The 12,883-nt window shown below is 74.1% G+C and carries 16 protein-coding genes; 5 read left to right on the forward strand and 11 right to left on the reverse strand.

What is annotated here, in order from left to right:
• Nucleotides 1–41 precede the first annotated feature (41 nt).
• The 3 genes from CTE05_RS16545 to CTE05_RS16555 form a co-directional block, all read right to left on the reverse strand.
• Entirely contained in the window at nucleotides 42–1,334 is a 1,293-nt protein-coding gene (locus CTE05_RS16545) for a cation:proton antiporter (protein WP_146847411.1), read from the reverse strand.
• 160 nt (nucleotides 1,335–1,494) lie between these two features.
• Complete coding sequence (locus CTE05_RS16550; protein ID WP_146847412.1) at nucleotides 1,495–2,796, reverse strand: nucleotide disphospho-sugar-binding domain-containing protein; 1,302 nt, start codon at nucleotides 2,794–2,796, stop codon at nucleotides 1,495–1,497.
• A complete protein-coding gene (locus CTE05_RS16555) occupies nucleotides 2,793–4,946 on the reverse strand; it encodes a glycosyltransferase (protein WP_146847413.1) in 2,154 nt (717 codons plus the stop codon). The genes CTE05_RS16550 and CTE05_RS16555 overlap by 4 nt, the downstream gene beginning before the upstream one ends.
• 720 nt (nucleotides 4,947–5,666) lie before the next feature.
• Between CTE05_RS16555 and CTE05_RS16560 the strand changes: the two genes are divergently transcribed.
• Nucleotides 5,667–5,945 (forward strand): hypothetical protein, encoded by a 279-nt coding sequence (locus tag CTE05_RS16560; RefSeq protein ID WP_246123707.1) that lies wholly within the window; start codon nucleotides 5,667–5,669, stop codon nucleotides 5,943–5,945.
• A gap of 145 nt (nucleotides 5,946–6,090) precedes the next feature.
• Here the strand turns inward: CTE05_RS16560 and CTE05_RS16565 are convergent, their stop codons facing one another.
• Nucleotides 6,091–6,741 (reverse strand): arsenate reductase ArsC, encoded by a 651-nt coding sequence (locus CTE05_RS16565; protein ID WP_146847414.1) that lies wholly within the window; start codon nucleotides 6,739–6,741, stop codon nucleotides 6,091–6,093.
• A 22-nt stretch (nucleotides 6,742–6,763) separates the two neighbouring features.
• A complete protein-coding gene (locus tag CTE05_RS16570; protein WP_146847415.1) occupies nucleotides 6,764–7,438 on the reverse strand; it encodes an arsenate reductase/protein-tyrosine-phosphatase family protein in 675 nt (224 codons plus the stop codon).
• 46 nt (nucleotides 7,439–7,484) lie between these two features.
• Here CTE05_RS16570 and CTE05_RS20805 point away from each other — a divergent pair, with 46 nt between their 5' ends.
• Both CTE05_RS20805 and CTE05_RS16580 read left to right on the forward strand, forming a co-directional pair.
• Nucleotides 7,485–8,648, forward strand: coding sequence for an aquaporin (locus CTE05_RS20805; protein WP_307724299.1), 1,164 nt, complete (start codon nucleotides 7,485–7,487; stop codon nucleotides 8,646–8,648).
• Between the two features lie 166 nt (nucleotides 8,649–8,814).
• Complete coding sequence (locus CTE05_RS16580) at nucleotides 8,815–9,207, forward strand: ATP-binding protein (protein WP_186814906.1); 393 nt, start codon at nucleotides 8,815–8,817, stop codon at nucleotides 9,205–9,207.
• A gap of 62 nt (nucleotides 9,208–9,269) precedes the next feature.
• Here CTE05_RS16580 and CTE05_RS16585 read toward each other — a convergent pair whose 3' ends face one another.
• Genes CTE05_RS16585 through CTE05_RS16610 form a run of 6 tightly spaced genes read right to left on the reverse strand, consistent with a single transcriptional unit; the run spans nucleotide 9,270 to nucleotide 11,799 of the window.
• Nucleotides 9,270–9,848: a hypothetical protein gene (locus CTE05_RS16585; RefSeq protein ID WP_146847417.1), complete on the reverse strand. Its 579-nt coding sequence runs from the start codon at nucleotides 9,846–9,848 to the stop codon at nucleotides 9,270–9,272.
• The gene (locus tag CTE05_RS16590; protein ID WP_146847418.1) at nucleotides 9,845–10,417 is read right to left on the reverse strand and encodes a DUF6286 domain-containing protein; all 573 of its coding nucleotides are present in this window, start codon (nucleotides 10,415–10,417) and stop codon (nucleotides 9,845–9,847) included. The genes CTE05_RS16585 and CTE05_RS16590 overlap by 4 nt, the downstream gene beginning before the upstream one ends.
• Nucleotides 10,414–10,776, reverse strand: coding sequence for an Asp23/Gls24 family envelope stress response protein (locus CTE05_RS16595; protein ID WP_146847419.1), 363 nt, complete (start codon nucleotides 10,774–10,776; stop codon nucleotides 10,414–10,416). Before CTE05_RS16595 ends, CTE05_RS16590 begins: the two co-directional genes overlap by 4 nt.
• Nucleotides 10,769–10,948: a DUF2273 domain-containing protein gene (locus CTE05_RS16600; RefSeq protein ID WP_146847420.1), complete on the reverse strand. Its 180-nt coding sequence runs from the start codon at nucleotides 10,946–10,948 to the stop codon at nucleotides 10,769–10,771. The genes CTE05_RS16595 and CTE05_RS16600 overlap by 8 nt, the downstream gene beginning before the upstream one ends.
• Nucleotides 10,949–10,957: 9 nt before the next feature.
• Nucleotides 10,958–11,341: a hypothetical protein gene (locus CTE05_RS16605; RefSeq protein ID WP_222595503.1), complete on the reverse strand. Its 384-nt coding sequence runs from the start codon at nucleotides 11,339–11,341 to the stop codon at nucleotides 10,958–10,960.
• Nucleotides 11,338–11,799, reverse strand: a complete 462-nt coding sequence (locus CTE05_RS16610) for an Asp23/Gls24 family envelope stress response protein (RefSeq protein ID WP_146847421.1) — start codon at nucleotides 11,797–11,799, stop codon at nucleotides 11,338–11,340. The genes CTE05_RS16605 and CTE05_RS16610 overlap by 4 nt, the downstream gene beginning before the upstream one ends.
• A gap of 139 nt (nucleotides 11,800–11,938) precedes the next feature.
• On the opposite strand from CTE05_RS16610, the gene CTE05_RS16615 reads away from it, so the two are divergent.
• Nucleotides 11,939–12,493: an RNA polymerase sigma factor gene (locus CTE05_RS16615; protein ID WP_146847422.1), complete on the forward strand. Its 555-nt coding sequence runs from the start codon at nucleotides 11,939–11,941 to the stop codon at nucleotides 12,491–12,493.
• Nucleotides 12,490–12,883: hypothetical protein (locus tag CTE05_RS16620; RefSeq protein ID WP_146847423.1), on the forward strand; the 394-nt coding region annotated here is incomplete at its 3' end. The genes CTE05_RS16615 and CTE05_RS16620, both read left to right, overlap by 4 nt.

Below are 12,883 nucleotides of genomic sequence, written 5' to 3' on the forward strand. Positions count from 1 at the left end.
GATCGCCTCGTCCCGCACGGGTGGGGCAGGTGCAGCCTCCGTCACACGGGCGTCTCGGCGGGGTCGCCGCCCGCCGTGCGGGCTCGTCGATCGCGCCGGCGGTCGAGTGCGCGCATCACCGGAGTCGCGGCGGCCCCGTGGATCAGCACCGATCCGACGACCACGAGGGCCACGATCCCCCAGAGCCGGTCCGCGTCGGCGAAGTCGCCCTCCTGGACCGCGTAGGCGATGTAGAACAGCGACCCGACCCCGCGCACGCCGAAGAACGCCACCACGGCGCGCTCGCGCGGTCCCGTCCGACCGCCCTGCAGCGCCACCCACCCGGTGAGCGGTCTCACCACCAGCAGGAAGAACAGGACCAAGCCGACCTCGGCCCAGCCGAACCCGGTGAACGCCCCGCGGACGAGCGCGCCACCCAGCAGGACGATCACGGCCACCGTCAGCAGCCGCTCGATCTGCTCGACGAAGGCGTGCAGCACCTTGTGGTACTCGTGCTCGCGCTCGGTGCCGCGCAGGGCGACCGCGCACACGAACACCGCGACGAACCCGTACCCCTCGGCCAGCTCGGCCGCACCGTAGGCGAGGAAGGTCGCCGCCAGCGCGACGAAGCCCTGGGTGTGCTCGGTGATGTGCAGCCGTTCCGCGATCGAGGAGAAGAACAGGCGCCCGAGCAGCCAGCCCACGAGGAACCCGATGGCGACCCCGACGCTCAGCCGCCACACGACGTCGAGCAGGAACCATCGGCCCAGCCAGCCGCCGGGCGCCACCCCCGAGAGGCTGACCGCGATCGCCGCGTAGGTGAAGGGGAAGGCCAGACCGTCGTTCAGGCCGGCCTCGGAGGTCAGGGCAAAGCGGGCCTCGTCGTCCTGGGTCCCGGGCTCGTCGACCGGCTCGCTCACCTGGACCTCGGTGGCCAGCACCGGGTCCGTCGGGGCGAGCGCCGCGGCGAGCAGCATCGCGCTCGCGACACCGAGGCCGAGGCCCACCCAGCCCAGCACCCCGACGGCGACCATCGACAGCGGCATGGTGATCCCCAGCAGCCGCCAGGTCGTGCCCCACGTGCGCCACGCGAACGGCCGGTTGATCGCCAGGCCGGCACCCATCAGCGAGACGATCACGCACACCTCGGTCAGGTGGAGCGCGATGTCCGGGTGCTCGCTCGGGCTCGGGTCCGGCAGCTGGGGAAGCAGCCAGAAGCCCAGCGCCCCCATCGCGAGGAACACGGCCGGCATCGAGATCGGCGCCCGCACCAACAGCCGCGGCAGCACGGCTGCGGTCAGGGTCGCCACGCCGACGGCCAGGAAGATCGCGGCGGGGCCGTCGACGGGGGACATCGTCACAACGTACGGGCGCTGGTGCACCTGGACACCTGGCCACCCCGATCGGCGTCCCGATCCTGACGGCGCGCTGCTCCCTGGCGGTCACGCTTCGTCGAACCGCTCGCTGCTGACCTCGTGACGTACGTGCTCCGCATGGGGTCGCGGGCGCCCACGGTCAGCTGATCGCCGAGGCGGCGATCGCGCGGAACGCCCTGGCCGGCCCCGGGTCCTGAGCGAGGGACTCCGCCGCCGACGACAGGAGGGTGGACCCCGAGCCGCTCAGCAGCCGGTCGACGGCCTGGCGGACCTCCTGCACCGACGCCCGGTTCGGGTCGAGCGCCTCGCCGACGCCGACGCGCTCGACGGCTGCGGCGCCGGCGAACTGATCGGTCGAGAACGGCAGGACCAGCATCGGCGTCGCGGTGCCGACGGCCTCGGTGACCGAGTTGTTGCCACCGTGCGTCACGAGCAGGGCCGCTGCCCGGAGCAGGCGCACCTGCGGGAGGTACTCGCGCACCAGCCAGCCCGCGGGCAGCTCGCCCAGCTCACCGATCGGGGTGGCGCCGCTGGCGATCGCCGCGCGCACACCCGCTGCGCGCAGCGCTGCCACCACGGTGCGCAGCACGTCGCCACGGACGGACAGGAAGCTGCCGAAGCTGACGTACACGAACGGCTCCGCCGTGGCGAGCCACGCGTCGACCTCGGGGTCGGCGGCCTCGGCCCGCAGGCTGCCGCCGAGGTACTCGTGCGCAGGCAGGAGGGGGGCGCGCTCGGGCGTGGCGAGCAGCTCGGGGTGGTGGAAGAGCACGAGCGGGCCGTGCAGCGCGAACGCGTCGTCGACTGGTGCGATCCCGGGCGCCAGCCGGGCAGCGGCCGTGTTCCACTCGGCCGTGAACCCGGCGGACACCCGGCGGCAGAGCAGGTCCAGCTCGGCCAGCCCGTCCGGGTCGGGCCGGAACGCGCGGGGCCAGACCGGCGGGCATCCGTAGACCTCGTCACCCACGGGCAGGGCCGTCGGGTGCCCGAGCACCACGTCGGCGTACGGCACCCCCGTCGCCCACAGACCGAGCCGTGCGCCGTAGGCGAGGTGGTCGACCAGGATGGCGTCGGGCCGCACCGCGTCCACGACCGCCAGGGTGGCCCGCGCCTTCTCGACCGGTTGCCACATGAGGTCGACCAGGCGCTCACGGGCCTGGTACGCGAGGGTCGGCACCATCCCGCGTCGGGTTGCGTCGAAGAACCCGCGCAGCGAGTCCGCCTCGGCGCGAGCCTGCTGCTCCGCCCGCATCACGCCGGGGTTGGACCCCCGGCCGAGCTGCAGAGGCGCCCGCTCGTAGCCGAACGAGTCGACGATGCCCGCGGTCGCGTCGCCGCTGGCGACCACCACCCGCTCCCCCGCGTCCCGCCATGCCGTGCCGAGGGCCGCCAGGGGGATCAGGTGCGAGGCGTAGTCCGGGCTGATGACCAGGAGGGTCATCCCCGACCGACCAACGCCGACCGGGCCGCCAGCTCGTCGGCCGCGACCCGTCGGTAGACGTCGCCGAGCGTGTCCGCCATCCGCTGGATGGTGAAGCTCTCCGCGACGGTCCGGTGCGACTGAGCCGCCCGACCCGCGTCCGTCTCGGCGAGCGACGCGTCGAGCGCGGACCCGATGGCGGCGGCCAGGCGGTCGGCGTGCCAGGTGGCGGTCAGGAAGCCGGTCACTCCCTCGTCGACATAGGTGGCCGGCCCACCGGCGTCGGGCGCGACGACGACGAGGCCGGACGCCATCGCCTCGAGCAGCGCGATGCCGAACTCCTCCTTCAGGCTCGCGCACACGTAGATGCCCCGTGGTGCGCTGAGCCCGGGCAGGCCGGTGCGCACGGCCGCGACCCAGCGAGCGACCACGTCGTTGGGGCGGTGACCGGGGAGCAGCAGGCCGGCGGCCGCGCGCTCGGCGGGCGGCACGACGGCGTCGATGAGATCGAGCTGCTCCCGTTCGTCGGCCGACGGGTTGCCCAGGTCTCCCCCGACGACGAGCAGGTTCGCGCGCTCGCGCAGTCCGCCGCCGGCCCACGCGGCCACCAAGGTGGCCACGCCCTTGACCCGGTGGAGGCGCCCCACACTGACGATCAGCGGCAGCTCCCGGCGCTCGGACGGCAGGTCCTCGACCAGGGCGCGCAGCTCGCGCAGCGCGTCCGTCGGCTCGGCGCCCGCGGCGTACGCCTCCGCCTCGGCCACGGCACGGTCGACCACGACGAGGTCCACACCCTCCGGCACGGTCGTGTGCCGCTCGGGGTGCGCCGTGACGTCGATGCCGACCAGCTCGCGCATGTCGCGCCGCAGCGCCGGGCGCGGGAACAGGACGGTGTGCGCCGCGTTGGCGGCGAGCCGCTGCACCAGCCGGGCGCGGAACCAGAAGTGCTCCACCTCGTCGACGACGCCGAAGTTCTGCCTCGTGAGGCGGCCGGCGAGGTCGAGCGACTGGATGACGGCGTGCGGGTCCGGCGCGACCGTGAACACGACCGGGATGTCGAGCTCGCTGGCCACGTCGGCGGCGGCCAGGCTGCCGACGTCGGCCATGCGCAGGTGGATCAGGTCGACCCCACCGGCGGCACGCAGGACGCGGCGGATGCCCCGGCGCGCCGGGACCCGCAGCGACCAGGCCGCCGCCATCGGCACCGGCTGGCGTCGCAGCGGGACCCGCCCGTAGTGGTGCCCGGAGCCGCCCAGTGTCACGAGATCGGCTGCGGCCTCGGCGACGGAGCCGCGGGAGATCGTGATCACGCGGTCCACCGGCCGCTGCCCGCCGGCGACGAACGCGTCCCCGAGCCGCACGAGCAGCGTCGCGATCCCACCGTTGTCCCCCGCGCCCGCCGCGCTCAGCCGGGCGTCGATGTCCGCGTGCAGGAACAGCTGCGCGACGCTCAGGCCGTCGCGCCCGGGCTCGCGCCGCCACGACGCAGCCGCACCGATGTCGACGAGCGACAGCCGGGCGACGTCCGCCAGCTCGTCCTCACCGCCGGCCAGCCGGTTGAGCAGGCCGATCACCGAGGTGTCGCCGGGTCGCTGGCCCAGGGCGGCGACCGCCGCACCCCGCACCCGCTCGTCCTCGGTGACGTCCGCGGCGAGCGCCAGCAGGGGCCGGACGGCGACGGCGTGCCGGACGAGCCCGAGGGTCTCCGCGATCCGGGCCCGCGCCTCCGGCTCGGTCACCCCGAGCAGGGCGGACTCGAGCCCCACGGCGACCGGCTCGGGCGCCCCGGCGGACCACTGCTCGAGAGTCCGCTGGGCGAGCATCCCGCCGAACCCGCCGGACTCGGTCATGCCGATCAGTCGAGCGACGGCGTCGGCGCGCGGCAGCCCCGAGCCCAGGACCCAGGCGGCGTGCTCGCGGATGAACGGCCGGTCGTCCGACAGGAGCCGGCCCACGGCGCGCGAGGCCTCGTCGTCGCCGATCGTGCCCAGCGCGTGCACGGCGGCGATCGCGACGAGCTGGTCCGCGTCGTTCAGGGCGCCCGTGAGCACGCGGATCGTCCGGACGCCGGGATCCCGGGTGCTCTCGAACGCCAGCTCGTCGGCGAGCCGCATGCCGTCGACGATGCGCTCAGCCGAGCGGAGCGTGTCGAGCGAGGTCTGGATGCCCACGGGATTCCTCTGGGTCGTCGGCGCCGGACCGGCGGCGGCCCGGCAGGCCGATGCTAGGTCGGCTCTCGACGAGCGGCTCGTCGAGCGGCTGGCAAAGTTCTGCGGATCTGTCACGCCTCGCTGAGCTGCTCCTGCGGGACGATGGTCGTGGGCGACGCGCGACGACGCGCGGGCACCCGGAGAGCGCCCTGTGCTCTCTTCCGTCCAGGGGTGCCGTCCGGATGCACCCTCGACCGGAGGACCGTCCGAGAGCCCGCCGGGCGGTCTCGGGTGGGCGCTGATCAGACCGGCGGGACCGGGAGGGAGGGTGCTGACGGGTCCCCGTGGTCGCCGCCGGTCGACACCGCGCAGCGGCTGCGGCCGGCGCCACGGCCGTGGTCATGGCGCTGCTGCCGGTGTACTGGCGCCTCTGCTCGCTCCTGACGCCAGGGACGAGCAGTCCAGAGCCACCACCGTCGTGCGGACCTGGTAGACGTCGGGGACTCCGTCGCGATCGGCGTCAGCGAGCTCGATCTCACGGATGCGCCGGTACGTGCGGTTGCGCACCCTCAGGACGACCGCGCTGCGCGATCACGGCCGGGTTCACCGCCGTGGGCCTGGGCGGCGGGAGCCAGATGGCCGTCAAGGTGCGCCCCATGCTGCAGGGCACAGGGTGGGAGGCGTACCTGGGGATGCTCGCGCAGATCCTGTCGGTGGCCACCTGCTGGCGTCGGCATCGTCGTGGCGTGGAGCGTGGGCCGGGAGTTCACCGACGGGACGATCGCCAGCCTGCAAGCGCTCCCTACACCGCTGCTCGGCCTCGTCGTCGTCACCCAGGTCGCGACGGTCGCAGGGGCCGGCGCGTGGTTCCCGTGGGCGGCACCCGGCTTGTGGGCCGGCATGGGAGGTCCGGCCGCAGCCGCCGCCGTCAGCCCGGTGCAGCTGCTCCTCGCCGTCCCGGTCGGCGCGATCGGCGTGGCGGCGACGCTGCGGTGGTGGTCGACCGCGGAGCTGCGCTGAGCCGCACGGCTCGAGGCCGTGGCCGACGACAGCGGCCCACGTGTCGCTGAGGAGGTCGACGCCGGTCTCCCCGGGGGCCAGGCGCCGTCGAGCTCGACGCGGCACGTCCGGAGGGGTTCGACGTCCCTCGCGTCGGGCGTGAGCGCTACGCGGCAGCGACGCCGAGCGAGTCGAGGAGACGACGGACGCGGCGTTCGATGTCGTCGCGGACCGCGCGCACGCCGTCCAGCTCGAGGTCCGCGGGATCGGCGAGCTCCCACTCCTCGTACCGCTTGCCAGGGAAGATCGGGCAGGCGTCGCCACAGCCCATGGTGATGACGACGTCGGCAGCCCGGACGATCTCGTCGGTCCAGGGCTTGGGGTACTCCTGGGCGATGTCGATGCCGCGCTCGGCCATGACCGCGACGGCACCGGCCTCGATGGCCTCGCCGGGCCGGGATCCGCCCGACCAGCCGACGACGGACTCACCGGCGTGGTGCTGCAGGAAGCCCAGCGCCATCTGGGAGCGGCCGGTGTTGTGCACGCAGAGGAACAGGACGACGGGTCGGCCGTCGTGCGTCTTGCCCTCGACCTTGGCGAGCGCCTCGAGGCGCTGCCGGGCGAATCGCTCGGCGAGCAGGGGCAGGAAGTTGGGGATCGTGGCGCGGCCGGCGAACTCGTCATAGGACGAGACCAGGAAGCGATCGATCGTCTCGACGCTGAAGACACCACCGAACCGGGTGGCGAGCCGCGTCGCCGCGGTCGTCATCGCGAGCTGCTGGTCGACGCTCAGGTCGTCGCGCTGGGGTGCGCTCATTGCTTCGTCTCCTTCGAGGCGGTCACGCGTGGGCGATGCGGGGTGCGAGGTCGTCGACCCGGCGGGCGATCTCCTCGAAGGCGGCGTCGAACGCGGCGTCGCTGGCGGCGGGAACAGGGTCGGGCACCGACCAGTGGAGGTCCGCGACATCGCCCATCTCCTCGTGCGCGTTGTCGCACACGGTCACGACGAGGTCGCCGTCGCGACGCACGTCGCTGAGCAGGCGCGGCTTCGCGTCACGCAGGGGCAGCTGGTGCCGGGCGGCTGCCGCGAGCGCACCCGGGGCCACCGCAGCGGCGGGGTGCGTGCCGGCCGACGCGACCGAGATGCGGCTGGAGCGGCGCCACAGAGCGGCGGCGAGGTGGGAGCGGGCGGAGTTCGCGGTGCAGACGAACAGCACGCGGCGCGGGCGGGGCATCGTCCACCCGGACGGCACGATCGCCGCATCGGGCGTCAGGTGCAGGTAGGTGCGGCGCCGGTCGCCCTCGGAGCGGCGCCGGGACACCAGTCCGTGATCGACGAGCACCCCGACGTGGTGGGCCACGAGGTTGGACGCCATCTGGAGCTCGGCCGAGAGCTCCGACGGGGAGCGGTCGCCAAGCGCAAGAAGCTCGACGACGGCCAGCCGGCCGGGGTCGGACAGCACGGCGTGCAACGCTGCCCGCCGCGCGATCTCCTCATGCCACTCAGTGTTCATTGAGTCAATATTGACTGAGTGATCGTTGCCAGGTCAAGATGCCGCCGTGACCCCACCTCCTGACCCCGCTCCCCTGTCCTTGCGTCGCCGGCTGGGGGCAGAGCTCGTCGGCACCGCGCTGCTCGTCGCCGTCGTGGTCGGGTCAGGGATCATGGCCCAGCGCCTCACGGCTGATGTCGGCCTGCAGCTGCTGGCGAACGCGCTGGCGACGGTGTTCGCGCTCGCGGTGCTGATCGTGGTCTTCGGTCCGGTCTCCGGGGCGCACCTCAACCCCGTGGTCACCGGCGCAGAGTGGGCCCTCTCGCGCGGCACCGCGACGCAGCGGTCACGGCGCGATGTGGCCGGCTACGTGCTGGCGCAGTGCACCGGCGGCATCCTCGGCGCACTGCTCGCCAACGCCATGTTCGAGGTCGCGCCGGCGATCGCCACGACCGAGCGCGCCGGCCCGGGGCTGTTGGTCGGCGAGGTGGTCGCGACCGCGGGACTCGTGCTGCTGATCTTCGCGCTGGTCCGCAGCAACCGAGCCGCTCTCGTGCCGGCCGCGGTCGCAGCATGGATCGGGGCGGCCTACTGGTTCACCTCCTCGACGTCGTTCGCCAATCCCGCCGTCACCGTCGGTCGGATGTTCTCCGACACCTTCGCCGGCATCGCCCCGGGCTCCGTCCCGCCGTTCCTGCTCGCGCAGGTTCTCGGCGCGGGCCTCGGGGCCGCGGCAGCCCTGGCCTTCTACCCCCGGCCCGGGACCGCTCGGACGACGGTTGCCGAGCAGCACGATCCCGTCCACGCCGGAACCCACCCTCACGACCGGAGCACCCCGATGACCACGATCCTGTTCGTCTGCGTCCACAACGCCGGCCGGTCCCAGCTCGCCGCCGGCCTGGCCGCAGCACGTGCGGGCTCGGACGTCACCGTCCTCTCGGCCGGCACCGACCCCGACGCCGCCGTCAGCGAGACCGTGCTCGCGTCCTTGGCCGAGGTGGGGATCGACCGATCCAGCGAAGTGCCCCGCCTCCTGACGCCCGAGATCGCCCGGCAGGCCGACGTGCTCGTGGCCCTCAAGCCCGACCTCGACCTGCCCGCCCACGAGCGCATCGAGGTCTGGCCGCTTCCCGATCCCGCAACGTGGGACGTCGACGGGATCCGCCCGCTCCGCGACCACATCGACACCCTCGTTGCCGACCTCGTGCAGCGCGAGCGCACACCGCGCTGATCGCCCTCGTCCCGCCAGAGGCGGCGTCGGCAGAAGACGCCTACCTTCGACCATGGTCACGCCGAGCGATGCATCCACCGACGCCGACGTCGACCGTGGAGCCGCGCTGCGGCTCTCACGGCCGTCGGTGCGATTCACGCCGGTCCGGCGGTGGGTCGTGCGGACCGTGTCCGAGCTTCACGCGGTGCGAGGAGAGGTGCGCGACGAGGTCACCCACGGCGCTCGTGGCGGCGGGGACCCGCAGCTCGACCAGGTGGCGGACGACGCGGCGCTCATCGCCACCGAGCTCGTCACCAACGCGATCCGCCACGGCAGGCCACCGGTCCTCGTCCTGCTCCTGCGAGACGACGCACGCTTCCTGCTGTCCGTGGGCGACCGAGCCCGTGGCAGCGCACCCCGCCTCGCGGGCACCCGTCCCGCGGGCAAGGGTGGCTTCGGACTGCACATCGTGCGGCGCCTGTCCCGCGACCTCGGCTGGTTCCGTACCGGCGCGGCGAAGGTGGTGTGGGCCGAGGTCGGTCCGGCGAGGTTCACCGGGCGGCACGGGCTGCCCGGGTGAGCGGCGGGGTCGTCCCGGTGCGGCCTTCCGATCACGCACGAGAGCTCGACCCCGCTGTGCCCTCACCGCACCCGCGGTCCGACCTCTCCGCGGCGCAGCACGGACAGCTCGACGCGTGAGCGCAGCTGGTCGGCAGGCAGGACGTGCGCCAGGTCTGCGAGCACGCCGTCGCACGCAGCGACGACGGCGCCGAGGTCCGCGTCGGGGTCGACCGTCGCCCGCAGGCGCACGACCAGCTCGCCACGGTCGGCCAGCACGGCTCCTCGGGCGGACCGGATGAGCGGGTCGTCGGCCAGCACCTCCGCGGCGGTCGCGACGGCCGGACCCGGGTCGACGACGAGCCGGCCGGGCTGCTCCCCCGACGGCAGGCGCAGCGAGCCGACGGACCGCCGGGGAACGTGCGCCAGCAGCCACCACAGCCCGATCACGACGAGCGCGCAGCCGACCGCACCGGCGAGCACGGCAAAGCTCGACGTCTCGGTCACCTGTCCGGAGTCGACGGCGATCTCGTCGGGGGCGTCGGCCCAGACGGACTCGAGGAACCCTGTCTCCCACCCGACGGCGGCGACCCCGATCACGACCAGCACGAGCCCGAGCAGCAGGACGACCACGCGGTCGAACGCGAGGACGGAGCGCCTCATCGCCCGTCACCCCCGGCGTGCAGCCCGGCGGTGACGCGGGTGACGACCTTGACGGACAGCGGATTGGCCAGCGGCGCGAGACGCTCGGTGACTGCGGTCCGGACCGCCTCGGTGACGTCGTCGCCCTCCAGGGTGGTGACCGTGACGGTCACGGAGCGGCGGGTGGCGGTCGCGCGCGCGGACAGCACGCGGTCGACCTCGTCGGCCGCGGACGCCGCGAGCCGGGCGGCGTCGGAGATGCCGAGGGTCGTCCCGGTGGCCGACGTGACGTCGAGCCGCGTCCGGACCCGACGGCCGAGCGCGACGACGACGAGCCACAGCCCCAGCAGGGCGACGACCACACCGACGACCGTGACCAGCGCCGACGGTGCGATCCCGTCTGCGCCGTCGACCACCGGTGCGAGCCACGGCTCACCGTCCACCCGACCGGCGGCGACGAGGGCCTCGCGGACCACCAGGACCCCGAGCGCGACCAGCAGGACCGCGAGCGCGATGCTCCACCACGCGACGCGGCCGGCCCGGGTGGCCGTGGCGGCGGGCGCGAAACCCTGTGCGTGGCCGGTGGTCATCGCACCCTCGCGACGGGTCGGGCGGACGCGGCGGGCCGGACGACCTCACGCACGGCGACGCTGACGTGGGCGAGCTCCTGGCCGGCCAGCCGGTCGAGCTCGCGCCGCAGCGTGTCCTGGACCTCGGTGGTGACCCGGGCGGCGGAGGCCGGCCAGGTGATGGCCACCTCGACCTCGACGCGCGCCCTGGTGCCGGCGCGCTGCCACCGCACGCGGGGGTACCCGCGGCCGAGGGTGCGTTCGACCGTGCCGACGGACTCCTCCTCCGCGGCGACGCCGGGCACCTCGAGGGTCACCTGCCGGGCGATCCGGGTGAGCGCACGGTCGGCGATCGTGAGCGTGCCGCGGGTGTCAGCCACGGCCTCGGCCGGACACGAGCCCGGAGACGTCGATGCGGCCGTCGACGGCCAGGCCGACGACCACCCCGACGGCGCCGAGGACGAGGGCGAGCATGAACATGTCGAACCCGCCGACGGCGGCGACGAGGGCGAGCAGCAGGCCGGCGAACAGGCCGATGGCGACAGATGGCACGGTGACTCCTCAGACGGTGGTGTCGATGTCCTCGACGTGGACGCGGACAGGCATGGGGGCGACGGCGGAGACCGCGCGCTGGACCCGCGCTGCCGTCTGCGGCACGGGCGTGAGGTCGGAGACGACGACGTGCACCTCGGTGCCGTCGTCGTCGATCCGGACGCCGACGACCCTGCGACCCGGCAGGTAGGTGCCCAGCTCGCCGAAGCGACCGCCGTGCAGGCGCACGACGCCGGGGACCGCGAGGACGGCCGCGGCGACCACCTCGGCCGGGGTGAGCGGCTCGACGTCCGGCACCACATCGATGGCGGGGCGGGGCTCGGCGACGTCGAGCGGCGCCACCCCCGCCGCCACCTCGAGCGGCGTCGGCACGTGCTCCGGGACGTCGGTCACTGGACCCGCTGCTCCTGCGGGGCGGGCGGCGGCGCGTCGTCCTGCGGCAGGTGCACGTCGTTGACGGTCACGTTGACCTCCACCACGTGCAGACCGGTCATCCGCTCGACGGCGCTGATGACGTTGCGACGCACGCCCTCGGCCAGGTCCGCGATCGAGACCCCGTACTCGGCGACGAGGTCGAGGTCGACCGCCGCCTCGGTGTCGCCGACCTCGACGGACACGCCCTGCGAGTAGTTCGTGCGCGCACCCGGGATGCGCTCGCGCAGGTTGCCGAGGGCCCGCGCGGTCCCTCCACCGAGTGCGTGGACGCCGCTGACCTCGCTGGCCGCGATGCCGGCGATCTTGCTGACCACCGTGTCGGCGATCGTGGTGCTGCCCTCAGGCGTCACCAGAGCGCTCTGGCGGCTGCGGACGGTCGGGGACGTCGACGTCACTGTCGTGCCGGACTCGCTCATGAGATTCCTCTTTCGGACGGTGCGTGCTGCCTGGCACCCGGTTAGTCGCCGTTCTGCCGGATTCGTCACTCTCGCAGTGTGTGATCTGGGTCACATCGCCGACGTGCGCGCCGCCCGTCCGGGAGGGACGCTGCGAGAGATGAACGACGAGCGGAGTCCCGACGAGGTGCTGGCGCGCCGTGCCGCACTCGGCGACCGGGACGCGTTCACCGTGATCGTCGACCGACACGGTCCGGCCCTGTACCGCTACGCCCGTCGGATGCTCGACGACCCGTACGAGACCGAGGACTGCCTGCAGGAGGCCCTCGCCGCGGCATGGAGCGCTCTGCCGCAGTTCGAGGGCAGGTCCTCGCTGCGCACCTGGCTCTTCGCGCTCACCGCGCACAAGGTGCGGTCCTCGCAGCGTCGGCGGATCCGGACAGCACTCCCGCTCCCCTTCGCGCCCAGCGAGGAGGTGGACACCCACGCTGCGGACCCGGAGGAGTCGGCCGTGGGCGCCGACCTGGTGACCGCTCTGAACGCCGCACTGCGCGAGCTTCCGCCCGGCCCGCGCTCGACATGGCTGCTGCGGGAGGTGGAGGGTCTGACCTACGACCAGATCGCAGAGGTGTCCGGGACGACGTCCAGCACCGTGCGCGGCCAGCTGCACCGGGCCCGCGCGCACCTGATCCAGCGGATGGAGGCGTGGCGATGAACGGTGAGCGGATCCTTGCTCAGGCCGCCCGCACGCTGCGCGAGCACACCGACGCCGGCTGGGTCGCGGTGCGCGAGGACGTCGTCGCGGTCGCCGTGCGCGCGTTCCGCCCGTCCGCACCCGTCCGCGGCCGCCTGCACGGCGGGGAGCTGTGGGTCGCGTCGACCGTCCTCGTGTCACGCGTACGTGAGGCCATCGCGGGGGTCGCGGGAGGCGGACCGCTGCGCATCGCGTGCACGACGACGGCCACCGACGACCTCGACCGGCTCACCATCGAGCTCGTCGCGCTCTACGGCACGCCACTGCTCCCGCTCGCCGACGAGGTGCGCCGGGTGGCCGCCGACGCGGTCGCGGCAACGCTGGGCACCGGTGCCCCGCCTGTGGACCGGG

Origin of the sequence: Cellulomonas terrae (assembly GCF_007990265.1) — a bacterium.
In the GTDB taxonomy this organism is placed as follows: Bacteria; Actinomycetota; Actinomycetes; order Actinomycetales; family Cellulomonadaceae; genus Cellulomonas; species Cellulomonas terrae.

Coding starts and splice junctions, on each gene's coding strand:
- CTE05_RS16590 (WP_146847418.1), bottom strand. CDS start 10,417: ATGACCACCGGCCACGCACAGGGTTTCGCGCCCGCCGCCACGGCCACC.
- CTE05_RS16570 (WP_146847415.1), bottom strand. CDS start 7,438: ATGAACACTGAGTGGCATGAGGAGATCGCGCGGCGGGCAGCGTTGCAC.
- CTE05_RS16565 (WP_146847414.1), bottom strand. CDS start 6,741: ATGAGCGCACCCCAGCGCGACGACCTGAGCGTCGACCAGCAGCTCGCG.
- CTE05_RS16585 (WP_146847417.1), bottom strand. CDS start 9,848: ATGAGGCGCTCCGTCCTCGCGTTCGACCGCGTGGTCGTCCTGCTGCTC.
- CTE05_RS16545 (WP_146847411.1), bottom strand. CDS start 1,334: ATGTCCCCCGTCGACGGCCCCGCCGCGATCTTCCTGGCCGTCGGCGTG.
- CTE05_RS16550 (WP_146847412.1), bottom strand. CDS start 2,796: ATGACCCTCCTGGTCATCAGCCCGGACTACGCCTCGCACCTGATCCCC.
- CTE05_RS16610 (WP_146847421.1), bottom strand. CDS start 11,799: ATGAGCGAGTCCGGCACGACAGTGACGTCGACGTCCCCGACCGTCCGC.
- CTE05_RS16615 (WP_146847422.1), top strand. CDS start 11,939: ATGAACGACGAGCGGAGTCCCGACGAGGTGCTGGCGCGCCGTGCCGCA.